The organism is Streptomyces sp. NPDC101219, assembly GCF_044767675.1.
Lineage (GTDB): Bacteria > Actinomycetota > Actinomycetes > Streptomycetales > Streptomycetaceae > Streptomyces.
In genome coordinates this window covers 108,186-127,650 of the sequence record NZ_JBIWOK010000011.1, presented here as the reverse complement: position 1 = coordinate 127,650, position 19,465 = coordinate 108,186, and the positions used below count along the sequence as shown (strand labels likewise).

General features: G+C 72.0%; 17 protein-coding genes, 1 tRNA gene and 1 pseudogene. 10 read left to right on the top strand and 9 right to left on the bottom strand.

All coding sequences use genetic code 11. From position 1 onward, the window contains the following. Positions 1–372 precede the first annotated feature (372 nt). Positions 373–2,673, top strand: coding sequence for a transglycosylase domain-containing protein (locus tag ACIRPP_RS22355; protein WP_403645587.1), 2,301 nt, complete (start codon positions 373–375; stop codon positions 2,671–2,673). A 233-nt stretch (positions 2,674–2,906) separates the two neighbouring features. On the opposite strand, the gene ACIRPP_RS22350 is transcribed toward ACIRPP_RS22355, so the two are convergent. Further along, positions 2,907–3,371 carry a GatB/YqeY domain-containing protein gene (locus ACIRPP_RS22350; RefSeq protein WP_403645584.1) on the bottom strand — a complete coding sequence of 155 codons (465 nt, stop codon included), beginning with the start codon at positions 3,369–3,371 and terminating at the stop codon, positions 2,907–2,909. A 215-nt stretch (positions 3,372–3,586) separates the two neighbouring features. Between ACIRPP_RS22350 and ACIRPP_RS22345 the strand changes: the two genes are divergently transcribed. From ACIRPP_RS22345 to ACIRPP_RS22335, 3 genes are all read left to right on the top strand, one after another. Further along, a complete protein-coding gene (locus tag ACIRPP_RS22345) occupies positions 3,587–4,510 on the top strand; it encodes a metallophosphoesterase (RefSeq protein ID WP_403645582.1) in 924 nt (307 codons plus the stop codon). Between the two features lie 110 nt (positions 4,511–4,620). Next, on the top strand, positions 4,621–5,397 hold the full coding sequence (locus ACIRPP_RS22340; RefSeq protein ID WP_403645579.1) for a Pr6Pr family membrane protein: 777 nt from the start codon (positions 4,621–4,623) through the stop codon (positions 5,395–5,397). A 33-nt stretch (positions 5,398–5,430) separates the two neighbouring features. Then, positions 5,431–5,504 (top strand) — tRNA-Pro (locus ACIRPP_RS22335). Between the two features lie 530 nt (positions 5,505–6,034). On the opposite strand, the gene ACIRPP_RS22330 is transcribed toward ACIRPP_RS22335, so the two are convergent. The 3 genes from ACIRPP_RS22330 to ACIRPP_RS22320 all read right to left on the bottom strand — a co-directional run bounded on the left by ACIRPP_RS22330 (position 6,035) and on the right by ACIRPP_RS22320 (position 8,250). Next, positions 6,035–6,427: a DUF5958 family protein gene (locus tag ACIRPP_RS22330; protein ID WP_403645576.1), complete on the bottom strand. Its 393-nt coding sequence runs from the start codon at positions 6,425–6,427 to the stop codon at positions 6,035–6,037. 59 nt (positions 6,428–6,486) lie between these two features. Continuing rightward, positions 6,487–6,816, bottom strand: coding sequence for a hypothetical protein (locus ACIRPP_RS22325; RefSeq protein ID WP_403645573.1), 330 nt, complete (start codon positions 6,814–6,816; stop codon positions 6,487–6,489). Between the two features lie 933 nt (positions 6,817–7,749). Further along, positions 7,750–8,250: a MarR family winged helix-turn-helix transcriptional regulator gene (locus ACIRPP_RS22320; RefSeq protein ID WP_403645570.1), complete on the bottom strand. Its 501-nt coding sequence runs from the start codon at positions 8,248–8,250 to the stop codon at positions 7,750–7,752. A 57-nt stretch (positions 8,251–8,307) separates the two neighbouring features. Here ACIRPP_RS22320 and ACIRPP_RS22315 point away from each other — a divergent pair, with 57 nt between their 5' ends. Then, positions 8,308–9,132: an alpha/beta fold hydrolase gene (locus tag ACIRPP_RS22315; protein ID WP_403645568.1), complete on the top strand. Its 825-nt coding sequence runs from the start codon at positions 8,308–8,310 to the stop codon at positions 9,130–9,132. Between the two features lie 75 nt (positions 9,133–9,207). Here ACIRPP_RS22315 and ACIRPP_RS22310 read toward each other — a convergent pair whose 3' ends face one another. Continuing rightward, a complete protein-coding gene (locus ACIRPP_RS22310; RefSeq protein WP_403645565.1) occupies positions 9,208–10,791 on the bottom strand; it encodes a PH domain-containing protein in 1,584 nt (527 codons plus the stop codon). A gap of 215 nt (positions 10,792–11,006) precedes the next feature. Here ACIRPP_RS22310 and ACIRPP_RS22305 point away from each other — a divergent pair, with 215 nt between their 5' ends. Further along, on the top strand, positions 11,007–11,312 hold the full coding sequence (locus ACIRPP_RS22305) for a zinc-ribbon domain-containing protein (RefSeq protein WP_403645562.1): 306 nt from the start codon (positions 11,007–11,009) through the stop codon (positions 11,310–11,312). 19 nt (positions 11,313–11,331) lie between these two features. Here the strand turns inward: ACIRPP_RS22305 and ACIRPP_RS22300 are convergent, their stop codons facing one another. After that, positions 11,332–12,264 carry a M56 family metallopeptidase gene (locus ACIRPP_RS22300; RefSeq protein ID WP_403645559.1) on the bottom strand — a complete coding sequence of 311 codons (933 nt, stop codon included), beginning with the start codon at positions 12,262–12,264 and terminating at the stop codon, positions 11,332–11,334. A gap of 6 nt (positions 12,265–12,270) precedes the next feature. Next, on the bottom strand, positions 12,271–12,660 hold the full coding sequence (locus ACIRPP_RS22295; protein ID WP_164339234.1) for a BlaI/MecI/CopY family transcriptional regulator: 390 nt from the start codon (positions 12,658–12,660) through the stop codon (positions 12,271–12,273). 184 nt (positions 12,661–12,844) lie between these two features. Between ACIRPP_RS22295 and ACIRPP_RS22290 the strand changes: the two genes are divergently transcribed. Then, positions 12,845–13,144 carry a twin-arginine translocase TatA/TatE family subunit gene (locus ACIRPP_RS22290; RefSeq protein WP_403645556.1) on the top strand — a complete coding sequence of 100 codons (300 nt, stop codon included), beginning with the start codon at positions 12,845–12,847 and terminating at the stop codon, positions 13,142–13,144. 152 nt (positions 13,145–13,296) lie between these two features. Here ACIRPP_RS22290 and ACIRPP_RS22285 read toward each other — a convergent pair. Further along, positions 13,297–13,578 (bottom strand): annotated as a pseudogene (locus ACIRPP_RS22285) (TIGR03943 family protein); the annotation flags it as partial. Between the two features lie 473 nt (positions 13,579–14,051). Here ACIRPP_RS22285 and ACIRPP_RS22280 point away from each other — a divergent pair. Continuing rightward, on the top strand, positions 14,052–16,016 hold the full coding sequence (locus ACIRPP_RS22280; protein WP_403645902.1) for an NAD-binding protein: 1,965 nt from the start codon (positions 14,052–14,054) through the stop codon (positions 16,014–16,016). Between the two features lie 49 nt (positions 16,017–16,065). On the opposite strand, the gene ACIRPP_RS22275 is transcribed toward ACIRPP_RS22280, so the two are convergent. Beyond that, the gene (locus ACIRPP_RS22275; protein ID WP_403645553.1) at positions 16,066–17,910 is read right to left on the bottom strand and encodes a prolyl oligopeptidase family serine peptidase; all 1,845 of its coding nucleotides are present in this window, start codon (positions 17,908–17,910) and stop codon (positions 16,066–16,068) included. Between the two features lie 152 nt (positions 17,911–18,062). Here ACIRPP_RS22275 and ACIRPP_RS22270 point away from each other — a divergent pair, with 152 nt between their 5' ends. After that, the gene (locus ACIRPP_RS22270; protein ID WP_403645550.1) at positions 18,063–18,437 is read left to right on the top strand and encodes a nuclear transport factor 2 family protein; all 375 of its coding nucleotides are present in this window, start codon (positions 18,063–18,065) and stop codon (positions 18,435–18,437) included. Between the two features lie 122 nt (positions 18,438–18,559). Beyond that, positions 18,560–19,450: an SURF1 family protein gene (locus ACIRPP_RS22265; RefSeq protein WP_403645547.1), complete on the top strand. Its 891-nt coding sequence runs from the start codon at positions 18,560–18,562 to the stop codon at positions 19,448–19,450. The last annotated feature ends 15 nt before the right edge of the window (positions 19,451–19,465 follow it).

Below are 19,465 nucleotides of genomic sequence, written 5' to 3'. Positions count from 1 at the left end.
CGGCATATTCACCGCCGCCAGTTGAGGACGTTACGGAAGGCGGGCACAGCGCAACACCCCCAGCGGGCCCAATCTTGAATGGTCCGAACGGACTATGGGTAAGCGGCAGATCACCCGGGGGAGTGAGCTGGCGACATGCGCGGCAATCCAGGCATTTCAGGGCGGTTGTGTGACGTCACAACGGGCACCAAGTGACACACAAGGCGGTTCCGGACACACGCCCAACACGCCTCGACAAGAAAGTCGAGCAGATCCGGAACGATTCGGGGTCGCCGGACGTATTGATACGTGGCCTCACTGCTGTGACAGTTGAGAGCAGCTTAGGCCAACGCCTGTACGGTTGTCCGGCGAATGAGAACGTAGGCTGCTCCCATGCCAAAGAAGCGCTCGGGCGGTGGTCTGTCGCCAACGCAGCAGGCCGCCAAGTTCCTCGGTGTCAGTGTCCTCGCGGGAGCGGTCCTGGCCGGCCTCGCGCTGCCCGCCGTCGGCGCGCTGGGGCTCGCCGCCAAGGGATCGGTCGAGAGCTTCGACGAGCTCCCGGCCAACCTCAAGACGCCGCCGCTCAGCCAGCGCACCACGATCCTCGACGCCAAGGGCGGCCAGATCGCGACGGTCTACGAGCGCGACCGCACGGTGGTCGACCTCAAGGACATCTCGCCGTACATGCAGAAGGCGATCGTCGCGATCGAGGACTCCCGCTTCTACCAGCACGGAGCGGTCGACCTGAAGGGCGTGCTGCGCGCCCTCAACCGCAACGCGCAGACCGGCGGGGTCGCCGAGGGCGCGTCCACGCTGACCCAGCAGTACGTGAAGAACGTGTTCGTCGAGGAGGCCGGCGACGACCCGACGAAGGTCGCGCAGGCCACCCAGCAGACCCTCGGCCGCAAGATCCGCGAGCTGAAGTTCGCGATCCAGGTCGAGGAGGAACTGGGCAAGAAGAAGATCCTCGAGAACTACCTGAACATCACGTTCTTCGGCCAGCAGGCCTACGGCGTGGAGGCCGCCAGCCAGCGCTACTTCTCGAAGTCCGCCAAGGACCTCGAGGTGCAGGAGGCCGCGCTGCTGGCCGGCATCGTCCAGTCACCGAGCCGCTACGACCCGGTCAACGACGAGGCGGAGGCCAAGAAGCGGCGCAACATCGTCCTGCAGCGGATGGCCGAGGTCGGCGACATCTCGCAGGAGGAGGCCGACAAGGCGGCCAAGACCCCGCTGGGTCTGCAGGTCAGCAAGCCGAAGAACGGCTGCATCACGGCGACCAAGGGCGCGGGTTTCTTCTGCGACTACGTGCGCGAGGTGTTCCTCAACGACCCGGTCTTCGGCAAGACCAAGGAGGCCCGGGCCAAGATCTGGAACCGTGGCGGCCTGACGATCCGCACGACGATGGACCCGCAGGCGCAGGAGTCGGTCCAGGCGTCGGTCAAGGACCACGTCAACCAGAAGGACGAGGTGGCGACCGCCGCCACCATCGTCGAGCCCGGCACCGGCAAGATCCTCGCGATGGGCCAGTCCCGGCCGTACGGCATCAACGTCAAGAAGAACGAGACGTCGATCAACCTGTCCGTCGACGACGCCATGGGCGGCGGCGCGGGCTACCAGCCCGGTTCGACGTTCAAGCCGATCGTGGCCGCCGCCGCGCTCGAGGGCGGGATGCCCCCGACGAAGTCGTACGCCTCGCCGTACAAGATGGACTACCCCACTCCGGTCTCGGCCTGTGAGGGCCGGACGTGGAACGAGAAGGGCGTCCCGGTCGAGAACGAGAACGAGTCGGAGGTCGGCCCGTACAGCATGCGGGAGGCCACCGCCAAGTCGGTGAACACGTACTACATCGAGCTGATCAGCGAGATCGGCATCTGCCCGGTGACGGAGATGGCCGCGAAGATGGGCGTCGAGCGCGCCGACGGCAAGGACATGCAGCAGGCCCCGTCGATCGCCCTCGGCACCCAGGAGATGTCGCCGCTGACCATGGCGAACGGTTACGCCACCTTCGCCGCCCGGGGCATGCACTGCACGCCGATCGCCATCGAGTCGATCAGCCAGCGGGTCGGTGAGAAGAACAAGTCGCTGCCGGTGCCGAAGTCGACCTGCTCGCGCGCGATGTCGGAGAAGACGGCCGACACCATCAACACGCTGCTGCGCGGCGTCGTCGAGGACGGCACGGGCACGCAGGCCGGACTGGGCAGCGGCCGTCCCAGCGCGGGCAAGACCGGTACGACCGACTTCCGCTACGCGGCCTGGTTCGTGGGCTACACCCCGAACATGGCCGGCGCGGTCTGGGTCGGCGACCCGGCCCACAAGCGCAAGATGGTCAACATCTCCATCGGCGGCCAGTGGCACAGCAAGGTCTTCGGTGGCCAGGTCCCCGGCCCGATCTGGCGCGACATGATGAACGGCGCGCTGGAGGGCAGGGAGGCCCCCGACTTCAACCGGGTGCACATCCCGGAGGACCGCAAGGACGACCGCGACCGTGACCGCGACGAGGACGACGACCGCGAGGACGGCAACAACGGTGACAACGGCGGCTTCATCGGCGGCCTGATCGGCGGCGGCAACGGCGACAACGGTGGAAACGGCGGCGGCAACGGTGGCCCCGGCGGCCGTGAGCCGGACCCCACCTTCTCCCTCCCCGGGGGCTTCGTCCAGGGTCCGGGCCAGGGCCCGGGAGGCCGACGCTGACCGGACATCGCTGACCGGGCGCGCAAGGGCCCGGCCGGACATGACGGCGACGGCCCCTTCCTTCGGGAAGGGGCCGTCGGCGTAGGCGGGGGACTGCGGCGTGGGCAGGGCGCTGGGCGTGGGCAGGGCGCCGCGGCGTAGGCGGCGACTGCGGCGTAGGCAGGGCGCTGCGGCGAGCGCGGCACCGCACCCGGGGCAGGCCCGGGCGACCCGGAGGTCGGTCGGCCGGCGGCTCAGCCGGCCAGCAGCTTCTTCACCGCCGCCGCGACACGCCCGCCCTCGGCCTGGCCGGCCACCTTGGGGTTTACGATCTTCATGACGGCGCCCATGGCCCGCGGCCCCTCGGCACCGGCCGCCCTGGCCTCCTCGACGGCCTGGGCGACGATCGCGTTCAGCTCGTCGTCGGACAGCTGCTTCGGCAGGTACTGGGCCAGCACCTCGCCCTCCGCCCGCTCCCGCTCGGCCTGCTCGGCGCGGCCACCCTGCGCGAAGGCCTCGGCCGCCTCGCGGCGCTTCTTCGCCTCACGGGTGATCACCTTCTGCACCTCGTCGTCGGAGAGCTCCCGCTTCTCCTTGCCCGCGACCTCTTCCTTGGTGATCGCGGCGAGCGTCAGCCGGAGCGTGGAGGAGCGCAGCTCGTCGCGCCCCCTGATCGCGGCGTTGAGGTCTTCCTGCAGCTTCGACTTGAGCGTGGTCATGGCTCGATTCTCGCAGGTGCGGGAGCAAGGCCGCTCCCTGATTTCCCGACGCCGCCGTTCCCGCCCGCCGACGGAGCCCGCACCGCCCGCGCCGTTCCCGATCCGGAGCCCCGGCGGACGCGCCCCCGTCCGCCGTTGCGAAACACCGGAGTTGGCGGGGCCGTCAGGAGCAACGCCGGGCGTGACGGCCCGCCGGCGTCTGACACGATGGAGGCATGCGCGCGCGATACGGAATCCCCCTGGGAATCACGGCGGCCGGTGCCGCCGGGCTGCTGTACGCGGCGGGCTTCGAGGCCCGCTCGTTCCGCCTGCGGCGGGTGACGGTCCCCGTCCTGCCCCCCGGGATGCGCCCGCTGCGCGTACTGCAGGTCTCCGACATCCACCTGGTCAGCGGCCAGCGCAAGAAGCAGCGGTGGCTGCGCTCCCTGGCGGGCCTGCGCCCCGACTTCGTGATCAACACGGGCGACAACCTCTCCGACACGGAAGCCGTCCCGGAGGTCCTGGACTGCCTCGGCCCCCTGATGGAGTTCCCGGGCGCCTACGTCTTCGGCTCCAACGACTACTACGGCCCCAAGCTGCGCAACCCCGCCCGCTACCTCATCGAGAGGGTCCAGGGCCGCCACGGTCTGAACGGCAACGAACCCACCGTCGGCGCCATCCACAACCCCTGGGAGGACCTGCGGGACGGCTTCGACGCCGCGGGCTGGCTCAACCTGACGAACACGAGGGGCACGCTGAAGGTCGACGGCATGTCGATCGAGCTGACCGGCCTGGACGACCCCCACATCAAGCGGGACCGTTACGCCGACGTGGCGGGCGGCCCGTCGGACGGCGCGGACTTCTCGATGGGCGTCGTCCACGCCCCCTACCTGCGCGTCCTGGACTCCTTCGCGGCCGACGGCTACCCCCTGGTCCTGGCCGGCCACACCCACGGCGGCCAGCTCTGCATCCCCTTCTACGGCGCCCTGGTCACCAACTGCGACCTGGACACCGACCGCGTGAAAGGCCTCTCCACGCACACCTCCGGCGGCCGGACCTCCTACCTCCACGTCTCCGCGGGCTGCGGCACCAACCGCTACACGCCGGTCCGCGTCGCCTGCCCCCCGGAGGCGACGCTGATGACACTGGTGGCGCGCTGAGGCTACCCACGCCCTGAACAGCCAGGAACCGCCCACGGGCGGCTAATCCCCTTAACCCGACCGGACCACCCCACATCGCCCCAGTCGGACGATCCGCCCACGCTGAGGGCATGACCGCTCCGATACCCAGGGAGATACCGGGCCTCCCCCATCTCCCCGTCAAGAGGCCCGGACTCCTCCCCTCCCCGGTCCCGGCCCGGGCCGTCATGGCTCCGGTACGCCGCCCGTACGCGGCGGCGTACCGCCTGGCCCTGGCGCTCACGGCCACCGGAGCGGTGACCGTCGAGATCGTTCTCGGCAGCCCCATCCGGATCCTCAGCCACTTCGCCGTCCAGAGCACGGCCCTCCTGGCCGCTGTCACCTTCGCCGCGGCCCGCCGTTCCTGGACCGGCCGCCAGCCCCTCCCCGGCAAGCTGACCGGCGCGGTCCTCCTCTACGTCATGATCACGGGCCTGGTCCATCACGTGCTCCTGGCGGACGCGCCCCCCGCCTACGCCCTGTCCGACGACACGTCGGTGCCGGCCACGATCGCCGCCCACATCCTGCACACCGCTGTCCCCGTCGCGGCCCTGCTGGACTGGCTGATCCTCACCCCACCGGCCCGCACCCACCTCCGCCACACGGCGACCTGGATGCTCTACCCCCTGGCCTACCTGGCCTTCTCCCTGACCCGGGGCGAACTCCTCCCCGGCGACCCGGCGCGCTACCTCTACCCCTTCCTCGACGTCACCCAGCACGGCTACAAGGGCGTCCTCGGCAACGCCCTCCTCCTCGGCCTCACCTTCTACGCCCTGGCCGTCCTCCTGGTCACCGTGGACCACACCCGCCCGAACCCGGTCCGCCGCCGCCCCAAAACCGGATTTCGTCTCCGGGCACCGGTGGGCTAAAGTAAACGTCGTCGCCGCGACAGCAGCGACACTCGGGGTGTGGCGCAGCTTGGCAGCGCGCTTCGTTCGGGACGAAGAGGTCGTGGGTTCAAATCCCGCCACCCCGACACAGGTCAGAGGCCCATTCGCGTGATCGCGAATGGGCCTCTGAGTTTCAGTACAGCAGCGGTGCACAGACACCGTCATGGCTGGCCGTCGTCGTCCGGCCGCGCTTCCCGCTTGTGCTTGGACCTGCATGGCCATCCGGCGATGCACGTCAAGCCCTGCTGCGCTCTGCTCCGCCGGGCGCGTTTCCCCGCTCCGCTCCGGGCTCTGGCCTCTGTGCGTTTTCGCAGATGCGTGTCACATGCTGTGGATCAGTTGCTTCGTGCCAGAACCGCGCCGGATCGCTTGGGAACCAGTGGGACAGAGGGCTCCCTCAGCGCTCACAACCTGTCCCTATGTGGTGCGTGGTTGCACCTACGGGCGGCGCCGGACGTACCAGCCCACGACCAACACGACCACAACCGACATCACGAAGGCCCAGCGCCCGAGCCGCCCGCGGGTGATCGCAGCTTGCCCAGCTGATGGCTCCGAGTCCGTCTCTAGTTTACCGGAGCGCCGGGGTGCCGCCGCCCTTCGCATCAGGCCCGAGTTCTTACGGTGCGTGATTCTGCGAGACCGGCAGGTTGTGCCAGTCGTGGCCGCACCCATCGGCACAGTGCAGCATCCGCCTGCGGGTGTCCGCGATGCTGAAGAGGGCCATGAGCAGGCGGAACGACTTGGTGAGCTCATAGGCCGGGAGTGCTTCCATCCCGAAGCGCCACTTCGTGAGCATCACCGCCGGCGTGTGAGTGGGGCGAAGACCAGACCGCGCAATGCTCTCGGGCACGTCGTCCTCGCAGGCTTGGGCCTGCCCGCAGAACAGCACCAGTGCATGCAGGACCCTGCGTTGGTCCTCCTCCACAAGGCTCTCGAACCACTCGACACCCTCGGCCGTCGGTTTGAGCCCCTGCGCAAGCTCATTCAGGAATACCTCGTGTGCGTACAACGTCGGTCACGCCCTTGTGTCTTCACGCTCACCAAAGCCCCGATGATTCCCCGAGCCGTTCAGTGCGAGGGCATGAAATCCGCGGACTGGTCGAGTTGGAACGCGGAACCCGGAGCCGTCGGGGTCCACCCCTGACCCAGGGCAAGCCGAACAGCCGCGGCAACGCTGGACGGCCGTACGGGCTCAGCATCACGCCCCAGCCAGTTGCTCGGGTGCGGCTGGTCGGTGGTCACCACGAGCGTCGCTCCCCGGGTGTCAGCATGCTCGACCGCGAACGTGCACGGCGACCGGACCAAGCCCTGGAGGTAAGTCGGCCTGCCTCGAAGCCGCCAGCGGTAGGCCGTGCCGTCGACCACGATCCGCCGTGACCCCTTGCGCACCAGCGCCATGGATCCCCCTTCAACAGCGAAGATGGTAGCGAGCCCGGTGCAGTCGTCCGGCCCCGGACGCGGCACCAGCACAGTTGGGACGCGTGCACGGAAACGAAGAGTGTCAGCGCTTGACCTTACGGTCCAGGCAATCGGGGAACTGTTGCTGCCGGGGGCAACGTCGTGCCACAGGCGCCGTCGGAGTCATACCGGGATGAAGTCCGGCCACCAGGGTGGGACGTTGCCCGGGCATGACGGGGCGGGGTAGGAGTCCGGCATGCCGAGCCATGTGACAAGGAACCAGGTGAACCACAGGGTGAAGATGAGGCCTGAGGACAGGGCTGTCCTGCGATGACGTCTTCCGAGGGTGCCGTGCAGGATCACCCACGGAACCGCAGCGGCGATCCATATGAGGGGCGCAAGAAACAACAAGGTGATGCCATTGGTCACGCCGTTTCCGATGTCACAAGCAGCCCATGCGCTCCCTATGGCAGGAGTGGATACCGCGGCGGCCAGCCCACCGAAGAGGGCACCAAGGCCAGCTCCTCTGCACCAGCGGCTCGGAGAAGTCGACGGTACGGCTTCTATGATCGTCTCCCCCACCTCGCCGTAGATGCGGAGAGTACCAACGTCCTGAAGCAGACCACGGGGCCCTGGGCTGTCCCGACGCCGATCAGCCGATCAGACGCAGCTCTGCCGCAACACAGCGTGTGCATCATGAGGCATGGGGCTAGACCTGCAGCTGCACTCATCACGGCCCGCTCGCACCAACTGGCGCAAGTCCCGAGCGACTCGGAGTACAGGGGAGGCTCACTGCCGTTGATCCGTACGGGGATACGTTGATGAACGAGCAGGAGACCGCAGCTGCCCTCCTGGGGATCCGCGGTCTGGCAGTTACCTGTGGTTTGCGGGGGCCTGAAGCGCGCCCAGCGCTTGCTGGGTGAGTGGCTCTCCTCAAGCACGCGGCGGCTGCTCGTTGACGTCCACGTCGTCGAAGAGGGCGAGCATGGCGGCGAGTACGCGCAGGCAGGCGTCGACGTCGGCGGTGGTGAGGTTGCCGTCGATGGTGCGGAGCAGGGCGTGTTCGCGGGCGTGTACGGCTTCGATGGTGGTCGTGCCGGCGGCGGTGAGCCTGATCAGGCGGGATCTGCGGTGGGCGGGGTTGGGGGCGGTTTCGACGAGGCCCTGGGCTGCGGCGTCGTTGACCATGCGCTGGACGAACTGGCGGCTGAGGTCCTGGGCACGGCCCATCTGGGGGACCGTCAGGGGGCCCTGCTTGTGGAGCAGGTCGAGCACCGCGCGCACCCCTACGGACAGCCCTTCGAGCGGTGCGGTCAGTTCCACCTTGCGGTGCACCCGGCGGTACAGCGGGCCCACCAGGTCGAACACCTCGGTCAGCCGGTCGGCCAGGTGGTCGGGGGGCAGGGGGGTGGTGGTGGGATCGGGGTTCGTCACCGTTCCAGGGTGACACCCTGGTTGTCGTACGGGCTAGAAAATGACACCTTGGTTGTCATGTTGGAATCCATCGAACCACCGACGCTGTCGTTCGAGACGTCCGACGGCTGGCTCGCGTACGTCGACGAGGGGAGCGGGCCGCCCCTCGTGTTCCTGCACGGCGGCTTCGTCGACCACACCATGTGGGACCAGCAGATTCCCTTCTTCGCGCGCCGGAACCGGGTGATCGCGCCCGACGCCCGCGGGCACGGGGCGTCCTCCAACGCCACGCGGCCGTACCGGTCCGCCGACGATCTTGCCGCGCTGCTGCGCCACCTGGACGCCGCCCCCGCGGTCCTGGTGGGGGTGTCGATGGGCGGTGCGATCGCCGTCGACACGGTGCTGGAGCATCCCGGGCTGGTCCGGGCCGTGGTGGTCAGCGGTGCGGGGACCAGTGAGCCGGTGTTCGAGGATCCGTGGAGCCTGGAGGTGTTCGGCGCGCAGCAGCGGGCGCTGGCCGCCGGTGATGTCGAGGGCTGGGTCGAGGCGTTCAACCGGTTCACGGTGGGGCCCCGGCGGACGCTCGACGACGTGCCGCCGGAGGTGGTGCTGCGCGTGCGCCGGATGGCGCTGCGGACCCTCGCCAAGCACACCGCCGACGAGCCGGACCACCGGATTCCGGTCCCGGACACCTGGGAGCGTGCCAAGGGCATCCGGGTGCCGGTCCTCGCCATCAACGGTGCGGAGGACTCCCCCGACCACCACGGGATGGCCGAACGCCTGGTGAGCGGCGTGCCGGGGGGCCGGGTCACGACGGTCGGCGGAGGCCACTACCCCAACATGGAGGATCCGGAGGGGTTCAATGCCGCGCTGGCCGGGTTTCTGGATTCCCTCGGAGCGTAAGGGTGGCGGCCGTGTGATTCCGGGCGGCGCCGGTCGGCGGCCTCTCCTCCCACTCAGCGGGTGGGCTCTCCCCGCTCAGTCGGCGGTCTCGCCGCGGTCGGCGACCAGATCCTCCTGGGGAGTGGTGGCGGGAGCACCGGCCGCCGACCCGTGGTCCGCGAGCGCGGCCAAGAGGCGAGGCAGGTCCGCCGGGGCCGCCGTCAGGTGGACCGGGGTGCCGGCGTCGTCGAGTTCGGCGACGTGCCAGTTCTTGGGGACGGACTCGCCGTCGCCGCCCCGGGCCCTGCGGACGGTCTTCAGGGTGAGGCGGTGGACCGGGATCGGGCGGGCCGCGTAGCGGCCGGGGCCCGGGTGCGGGGTGACGGCCGGCGGCTCGTCCCCGCCGACGACGACGTGGGTGCCGAAGTGGTGGGGGTTGTAGTCGGTGGCCTCCAGGAAGCGGGCCGGGACGAACGTCTCCTCGGCGGTGTCCGGCGCGGTGGGGGCGCCGGGGGTGCCGGCCCGGGTGGCCCGCCAGGCCCAGGTGAGGAGGGCCAGGGAGACGAGGCTGCCCGCGCCCGCCCAGCCGAGCGCGGCCCGGGTGCCGAGCGGGGCCGCCGAGTGGAGGTAGCTGAGGGGGAGCAGCCACAGGCCGGTGCCCAGCAGGGCGGCGACGAACGGCGCGGCCGACGGGAGGACCTCGTCGTCGGGCCGGCGCCGGGCACGCAGGCGGAGGACGATCCGGGCGGCGGGGTAGCCCGCGCCGAGGGCGAGGGCGGCGGCGAGGACGGCAACCTCCCCGCCTCCGGTGACGTGGCTCTGCCACACGTGGCGCTCGCCCTCGACCTTCATCACCGAGCCCCGCCACAGCGTCAGCCGGACCCGGTCCCCGGCGCGGAACTCCCGGGCGGCCGTCTCCGACACGGCGACCCGGTCCACCGGCCGGTCGTCGGTGAGGTGCAGCCAGCTGCCCTTCCTGGGGCGGTTGGGTTCGGTGCGCTCAATGGTCGCCGGGAGCGTGCGCAGGCACTCCGCGTCGCCGTCGGCGGAGGTGCCCGCAGGTCCGCACGGTGCGGCCGACTGCCAGTCCCGCTCGTGGGACTGGGCCTGCGGTACGGCCCATGCCGCCAGTACGGCACCGGCGAGCAGCAGGACGCAGAAGAGGAGCGAGACGGTCCAGCCGCGGCCCGCGGTGCGGTGGGAGACGACGGGCAGGTGGTCCGAGCGGGGGCTGCCGTGGCGGCGGTGCAGCGCGCGGAGGGCGTCCAGTGTCGCGTCGAAGTACGGGTCGTGTGCCGTCACGCCGATCGGGAGGGGCAGGACGCGCTTGCGGCCGTCGGTCAGGACGAGGACGGTGCGGCGTACGTCCTGGGTGCGGGGCGTGTTGGCGTACTTGAGGTGGACGCGCAGGTCGGCGATGTCGGCCCACGGCACGCTGCGGGCGCGGACCAGGCTGCCGACGTGCAGGCCGTGGGCGTCGGCACGGACGCGGCCCGTGGCCCGGTGCAGCGCGGCGACGCCCGCGGACGCGCACAGCAGGGCCGGTATCAGCCACGGCACCGCGCCGGTGGCGACCGCGAGGGCGACGGCCGCCGACGTGCCGGCCGCGCACAGCCCGGTCAGGAACCACAACGTGCCCGCCCAGCGCGGACGGCAGATCACTTCCCCGGGCTCGCTCATGGTCCGGATTTTGTCAGGGTCCTGCCGACCGGCGCGGGGGTGCGGCACGGCAGTTTCGGGTCCCGCGACATTGCCGACGGCCGACCGGGAACACGGGGAGTGCGACCGCCCGGCCGCACCGCACGCGGCCGGGGAATGTCCGGGCGGCGGACACGGTGCCTGCGGCAGTGGCAGCATCAGCGCGTACGGCCCGGAGCGGACGAGGGAGTGAACGCATGATCATTTTCGGCACCAAGGGGTACCTGTACCAACTCGCGATACTGACCCTGGTGTGCGCGCAGTGCGGCAACCCCTCCGCGCACACGCTCAGGAAGCGGCTCACGAAGTTCACCCTGTTCTTCGTGCCGCTGTTCCCCGTGTCGACGAAGTACGCGACCCAGTGCACGTTCTGCGGGGCGGAGCAGCGGGTGACCGCCGAGCAGGCGGAGCAGCTGCAGGCGCAGGCGCTCGGGCACGGCGGCCCCGGGGGTCCGGGCGGGCAGGGCCACGGGCAGCCTCAGCAGCAGCCTTACCAGGGCTGACGGCGACGCGGGCGGCTCATCACAGCGGGGTCGCGGCGCGGAGCAGGGAGAAGAGGATCAGGGCGGCGTTCGCGGAGGACATCGCCGACAGCGCGGTCCCGGCGGCCGCTCCCCAGGCGGCCAGACCCGCGGAGGTGAACACCGCGGGCCAGCGGGCCGGGGCCGGGGGCGGCGCCAGCAGGGCGGCCACCCGGCGGGGCACCGGGCCCGGGGCCGCGAACGCCGGCAGCGGCGGCGCGGACCGGGAGGCCAGGGCCGCCTTGCCGATGGCGGTGGCGACGGTGCGGCGGCTGCCGACCGACTGGGCGGCCACCTCGTCGGCCCAGCGTTCCGTCGTGTAGGCCACCGCGGTCTGCAGCGGGCGCAGGAACGGGTTCGCCTGCGCGGCCAGCCGCACGGTGAGCAGGAACCGGTGGTGGCCGTCGGACAGGTGGGCCCGCTCGTGGGCGAAGAGGGCCCGGCGTTCGGCCGGGGCCAGGCGCTCCAACAGGTCGGTGGTGACGACCACCCGCCCGCGGCGCCGCCCGGTGCCCGGCAGCGCGTACGCGTACGGGGTGCCGTCGGGGAGCACCGCCACCTCGGTGTCCGGTAGCCCGGCCAGGGCGCGGTGGGCCTGGCGGCGGGTGCGGACGTGGCGCCACAGGGACCGGGTGCAGACCAGCAGCACCGCGCACAGGGCGGGGATGGCCGCCTTGCCCACCACCTCGTCGTAGGGAACCGCCGCCCGCACCTCCGGGTCCGACCAGCCGTCGGGCAGCGGGTTGCCGGGGAGCTGCGCGGTGCCGACCACCATCACCAGGGCGAGGCAGACCGTGCTGCACACCGCCATCACCGCCGCGACGCCGGTCAGCATCCGGGTCGCGGTGCGCGGATGCAGATGCTGTTCGGCGAGGCGCGCGATCGGCCACGCGGTCAGCGGCAGCACCAGCGGCAGGAAGACGAACACCCCCATGAGGCTTCAGTCTTCCCCGTCGCTCCGCGGCTGATCCAGGAGTTCGCGCAGCAGCCGTTCGTCGTCCGGATCGAGTCCGGTGACGAAGCTCGCCAGCACGGCCTCCCGGTCGGTCTCCGCGTCCAGCACCTTGCGCATCTTGTGCGCGGCCAGCCCGGCGTGGTCCGAGGCGGGCGTCCAGGCGAACGACCGGCCGGCCCGCTCCCGGGTGACCGCGCCCTTGGCCAGCAGCCTGGTCAGGATCGTGATGACGGTCGTGTAGGCGAGGTCCCCGCCGAGGCGTTGCTGCACCCAGCCCGCCGTCGCCGGGCCGTCCGCCTCCCGCAAGGCCGACAGCACCAGCGCCTCGAGCTCGCCCTGTCCCCGCCGCCGGGGACGCTGCCCGTGGTCCGACACGGCCTGTCTCCCTTCCGCCGCCTTCCGTCCACCCGGCGGACATCGTATAGATGAGCGGACACCGTCAACTTCTCTACATTGCTGTAGATTCTACGGGCCCCCGCGGCCGCCCCCGCGGCTTCCGCAGCCCCGCCCGGCTCCATCCGGCAGCCGTCCGGTACCGGCCCACGAGAGGAACCGACCCATGTTCGGACTGAGCGAGTTCGCGATCATTCTCATCGTCGTGATCGCCCTCCTCGCCGCCAAGAAGCTGCCCGGCCTGGCCCGTTCGGCGGGCAAGTCGGCCCGCATCCTCAAGGCGGAGGCCCGGGCCGTCAGGGAGGCCGACGAGGGCCGGGGCGACGACCGGGGCACGGGGGCCGCGGACTCCGGCGGGGCCCAGGGGGACGGACCGCGCCCGCGGGTGATCCGGGGCGAGACCGTGAAGCGGGACACTACCGGCACCGGCACCGGCGGGGTCGACGACGGGACGCATCGCGTCTGAGGTGCCCGGGGCTGTCCTGGACGTCAGCCGGAAGCTGCTTCCGGGCCTCCACCCGGTGGCTCCCAGACCGCACCCAGCGCTCCCGGATGTCTCCCCGTGGCTCCCGGACCACCCCACCCCCAGCGCCCCGGGCAGGCCGGTTCTGAGCGGTCTCAGCCGGTCCACGCGTCGTCGTACGGTTCCGACGGCGGCGGCACCGGCCGGGACGCGGTGACCTTCACGTAGGGGACGGGGCCGTCGTTGACGGGGTCCTTCGTCCGGCGGGGCGTGTAGGTGCCGGTGATCTCCAGCCAGCTGTCCGGCCGGAGCACCGGCGGGACGTTTCCGGTGAGCGCGATCTTGACCGGCTGGGCGTCGGCGGCACAGCAGTTCAGCGTCATGCGGACCAGGTAGGGGGCGCCGTCGCGGCCCAGGGTCACGAAGCCGGTGATGCGGCGGGAGTCCTCGGTGTCCCGAGCGCGGCCGGGCTCCCCGGCGGGCTCCGGCGGGACCGTGCCGCCGGGCTCCCGGGTGTCCCGCGGTGCTGACTTGGTGACGGCCACGGGCCGGGGTACCTCCGGGTGCGCATGCCAGTTGTCGGCGGTCAGGGCTGTCGGTGGACGTAGACAGGGACTCGGTGGACGTAGACAGGGACTCGGTGGACGTAGACAGGGACTCGGCGGACAGGAACGTCGGTGGACCAGGGCGAAACAGGGCGCCGGGCCGGGTTCCGGTGGGTGCGCCTGCCGGGACCGCGGGCGCCGCACCCGCTTCTCCCTGGGGTACGTGACGCGGGGCCGTGGCGTTCAGGCCGCTGCCACGCACACCCGACGTGATCATGTCTGGAACCGCCCGCCGGAATGGGGCAGTCTCTTCCCCTGTGGTGAGCCTTCCGAATCAGGTGCTGCCGGGCGGCCCTTCAGCGCACATGGTGGTCTGCGGCGACGACGGTCTGGCCCACCGCCTCGCCGCCGAACTGCGGGGCGTGTACGGCGAACAGGTCACCCTGGTCGTACCGCCGTCCGGGAGGCAGGTGCCGCAACCCGTCGTCGGGCGGGCCCGCGCGGCCTCCGCGGCCCTGCTGGACCGGGTGGTGAACGCCACCGTCAACCGGGGCGGCGGCAACGGGGGCACCGGCGGCGGCCCCGACAGCGCCCCGGACGAGCGTGAGGTGGAGGCCGCCGAACCCACCGAGAGCGTGCTCGCCGGCGTCGGCGTGGACCGGGCCGCCGCGCTGGCCCTGGTGTACGACGACGACGACGAGACCAACATCCGGGCCGCCCTCACCGCCCGCCGCCTCAACCCGCGCCTGCGGCTCGTCCTGCGCCTGTACAACCGGCGGCTCGGCCGGCACATCGAGGAACTCCTCGACCAGGCGGCCGAGCTGGCGCTCGGGGTGGAGGAGCACGAACGGCCGGGCTGGATCGACGACAACTCCACCACCGTGCTCTCCGACGCGGACACCGCCGCGCCCGCGCTGGTCGCCACCGCCCTCGTCGGCACCAGTAAGGTCGTCGACGCGGACGGCCTGCTGCTGCGCGCGGTGGAGCGGCAGCCCCCGGCGGCGGGCGAGGTCGCCGACCCCGGTCTGTGCACGCTGGCGCTGCTGTCCGCGACGAGCAACGACCCGGCCGGCGCGGAGGGTTCGGAGGACAGCGGCGATCAGGGGCCGCAGCTCCTGCCCGACGCGGAGGCGGTGTCGGCGGCCACGGGACGCGGCACGGTGGTGCTGGAGCAGGTGTCCTACTCGGGGCCGCCGCTGCCGCCCGTGCGGGCGCGGGTGCCGCCCATCGCCTCGCTCTTCTCGCGGCGGCTGCGCTGGTCCCTCGCGGGCCTCGTCGCGGCCACCGTCGCCCTCGCCGTCACCCTGACCCTGGTGACCGAGGACGACCCGCTGCACGCCACCTACGTCACGCTGCTCGACCTGTTCGCGATCAACGAGCCCGCGCACAACGACTCCATGGGCCGGCAGATACTGCAACTGCTGTCCGGGCTGGTCGGGTTACTGCTGCTGCCGGTGCTGCTGGCGGCCGTCCTGGAGGCCCGCGGCCTGTTCCGCAGCGCCTCGTCGCTGCGCAAGCCGCCCCGCGGACTGAGCGGGCACGTGGTGCTGCTCGGGCTCGGCAAGATCGGCACCCGGGTGCTGACCCGGCTGCGCGAGCAGCACATCCCGGTGGTGTGCGTGGAGTCGGATCCCGACGCGCGGGGCATGGCGACGGCCCTGCGGCTCAGGGTGCCGGTGGTGCTCGGCGACGTGACCGAGGAAGGTGTCCTGGAGGCCGCGAAGATCCACCGGGCGGACGCCCTGCTCGCGCTGACCAGCGTGGACACCACCAACCTGGAGGCCACCCTGTACGCGCGGTCGGTACGGCCCGACCTGCGGACGGTGCTGCGCCTGTACGACGACGACTTCGCCAAGGCCGTGTACCGCACGCTGCGGGCCGCGCACCCGGACGCCCTGACCCGCAGTCGCAGCGTGTCCCACCTGGCCGCGCCCGCGTTCGCCGGGGCGATGATGGGCCGGCAGATCCTCGGGGCGATCCCCGTGGAGCGGCGGGTGCTGCTGTTCGCGGCGATCCAGGTCGGCGGGCACCCGCAGCTGGAGGGGAGGACGGTCGGCGAGGCCTTCCGCGCCGGGGCCTGGCGGGTGCTGGCCCTGGACACGGCCGCCTCCGAGCAGCCGCCGGCCGGGGCGGGTCCCCCCGCCGTGGCCGGGACGCCCGCGGGGCCCGGCCAGCCGCCGACCGGCACCGCGGCGCGCGACTCGGGCCTGGTCTGGGACCTGCCGGAGACGTATGTGCTCCGGCGCGAGGACCGGGTCGTCCTGGCGGCCACGCGACGAGGGCTCGCGGAACTGCTGGGACGGCGGGGGCGGGCGCGGAGGGGGGTCTAGGGTCTCCCCGCCCCCCTCCCCTCCCCTCCTCCGTCCTCCGTCCTGCGGGTCAGCGGCCGATGTGGCGTTCCGCGAAGTCCAGCTCCAGCCGGACCTGCTTGATCCGCTCGTCCACCACCAGGGAGCCGTGCCCCGCGTCGTAGCGGTAGACCTCGTGAACGGCCCCGCGGGTCTCCAGTCGCTTCACGTAGTTCTCGATCTGGCGGATGGGACAGCGCGGGTCGTTGACCCCGGCGGAGATGTAGACGGGGGCCTTTACCTCGTCGACGTACGTGATCGGCGAGGACACCTCGAAGCGGTCCGGGACCTCCTCGGGGGTGCCGCCGAACAGCGTGCGGTCCATCGCCTTCAGTGCCTCCATCTCGTCGTGGTACGCCGTGACGTAGTCCGCGACCGGGACCGCCGCGATGCCCAGTGCCCAGGCGTCGGGCTGGGTGCCCAGGCCGAGCAGCGTGAGGTAGCCGCCCCAGGAGCCGCCGGTGAGGATCAGCCGGGCGGGGTCCGCGAGGCCGGAAGTGATCGCCCACTCGCGCACCGCGGCGATGTCCTCCAGCTCGATGAGGCCCACCCGGTGCTTCAGGGCGTCGGTCCAGGCGCGCCCGTACCCGGTCGAGCCCCGGTAGTTGACGCGGACCACCGCGTAGCCGTGGTCGATCCAGGCGGCCGGACCGGCCGCGAAGGAGTCGCTGTCGTGCCAGGTCGGGCCGCCGTGGATGTCGAAGACGGTGGGGAGCGGGCCGGTCGTGCCGGCCGGCCGCTGCACCAGCGCGTGGATACGGCCGCCGGGCCCCTCCACCCACACGTCCTCCACCGGCACCGAACCGGGCGACTTCATGCCCGGCGGGTCCAGCACGACCCCGCCGGTCGTGGACCGGACGGCCGGCGGTTCGGCCGCCGACGACCACAGGTACTCCACGCTGCCGTCGGGGCGGACCGTCGCCCCCGAGATCCCGCCGCGCGGGGTGGAGATCTTCTCCAGTCGGCGTGCGGCGAGGTCGTAGCGGAACAGCTCGCCGCGCGCCTCGAAGCCGTGGGCGATCAGCAGGCCCGAGCCGTCCGGGTACCACTCGGCGCTCACGTCGCCGGGCAGGTCCAGCGCCAGGTCGCTCTCCTCGCCGGTCGCCACGTCCCACACCAGGGGCTCCCAGCGGCCGCGGCGCTGGTGGCCGATGAGCAGCCGGGTGTCGCCGGCGACGGGGGCGAAGCCCAGCACGTCGAGGCCCAGCTCGCGGGTGCCGCCCTCGGTGTCGTCGAGCTCCGCGACCGTGCTGCCGTCGGGCCTCACCACGCGGAGCGCGGAGTGCATCGCGTCCCCGTGCTCGGTGTGCTCCACGGCGATCAGCGAACCGTCGTGGGAGAGGTCGCCGACGCCCGCCGACTCGCGGTGGCGGTAGATCTCCACCGGCTGCTCCCCGGTGCGCACCAGGTGGATGGTGGTGCCGTCCTCGTCCGTGGAGCGGCCGACGACCGCAGTGCGGCCGTCCCGGCCCAGGGCGAGACCTGCGGGATAGGAGGGGTCGAGGCCCGGCGTGGCGAGCTCGTCCTCGCCGCCCTCGAAGCGCTGACGGCGCCAGACGCCGAACTCGTCGCCGTCCTTGTCGTCGAACCACCAGATCCACTCACCGTCCGGCGAGAGCACGCCGTCCGTGGTGCCGTTGGGCCGGTGGGTCACCTGTCGTTGCTCACCGGTCGCCCGGTCCCAGGCGTACAGCTCGTACGTCCCTGTCGCGTTGGACACGAACAGGGAGCGGTCGGGTGCGTCCTCCGCCCAGTCGGGGAGGGACACCCTGGGCGCCCGGAAGCGCTTCTCCCAGGCAGGCATGTCCTCGCCCTGTTGCACACGCTCGGTCTGGTCCGCTCGATTCGGCGCGTCGGACCCGTTGCTCTCAGTCATGGATCCATACTGCCCGTCCCGGCGGCCATCGTGCTCCCGAGGTCCCCAGCCTGTGGAAAACCTCGACCGGAACGTTCACCGGATGTCCCCGGATCCCCCGGCGGAAGCGTTCCCGGGGGCCGTTGTCAGTGGCGGGGTGCAGACTGCCCGGCATGACCGATCTCCGAGAGACCGTCCAGCGGTTCTGGGCCACCGCCGAGGCCCGGGACTGGACCGCGTTCGCCGCCACGCTGGCCGAGGACGTCGTCTACACCCTGCCCCAGACCAGGGAGCGGATCAGCGGCCGCGAGCGCTACGTCCGGTTCAACCGCGAGTATCCGGGCGACTGGCACCTGCGGATCGAGCGGATCGTCGCCGAGGGGGACCAGGTGGTCACCTGGGCGCGGTTCACGGTCGGCGAGGAGGAGATGCCGGCCCTCTCCTTCTTCACCGGGGACGGCTCGGGCCGCATATCCGCGATCACGGACTTCTGGCCGGAAGCCTACGAGCCCCCGGCGGGCCGCGAACACCTCGCCGAGCGGTACTAGCGGAGAGGCACCAGGTGGGCGGGTAGCGAGGCGGGCACCGCTCCCGCGGTCGCCCGTGACGGGCCGGGGCGGCGCGTACCCCGCGCACGGGGACGGGCCGCGGGCCCCGTACCGTTGAGGGCGTGTACCGGTTTCTGCTGACGCCCCGATGGTGGGGGATCAACGTCTTCGTGCTGCTCGCCATCCCCTTCTGCATCTACATGGGCTCATGGCAGCTGGGCCGGTTCGAGGACCGGGTGGAGAGCCACGAGGGCGCCCGGGAGCAGGCCGAATCGGGCGCTCGTGAGGCCGCCGAGCCGCTGGACTCGCTGCTGCCCGTGACGAAGGCGACGTCCGGCAAGCAGGCCACCGCCAGCGGGCGCTACGACGAGCAGTTCCTCGTCCCCGACCGGGACCTGGACGGCCGGACCGGCACGTATGTGATGACGCTGCTGCGCACCGACTCCGGCCGGGCCCTGCCGGTGGTGCGCGGCTGGCTGCCCGGATCGCCCGACCCCGCCTCGGTGCCCGCGCCGCCCACCGGTGAGGTCACCGTGACCGGGGCGCTGCAGGCGTCCGAGACGCCCGGCAGCAACGGCGTCAGCACCCGCGGCGGCCTGCCCGAGGGGCAGACCGGTGCGATCAGCGCGGCCTCGCTGGTGAACCTGGTGCCGTACGACGTGTACAACGCCTGGATCACGCTCAACCGCGGGGACTCGGGCATGACGGCGGTGCCCGCGCGGGCGCCGAGCGGCACGGGACTGGACCTGAAGGCGTTCCAGAACCTCGGCTACACCGCCGAGTGGTTCGCCTTCGTGGGCTTCGTGATCTTCATGTGGTTCCGGCTGCTGCGCCGGGAGCTGGAGTTCGCCCGGGACGCCGAGCTGGGCCTGCTCCCGGACGGGGACGACGGCGGGCGCGCGGGCCAGGGCCAGGACGCGGACGCGGACCGGTCCGAGGGCCCGGACGCGTCCGGGAGGCCGGAGGACGCGCGGGAGCAGGAGCGCGAGCGGCCCAGCCCCTCCGGGGTGTGAGGGGGCCCTTCGGGG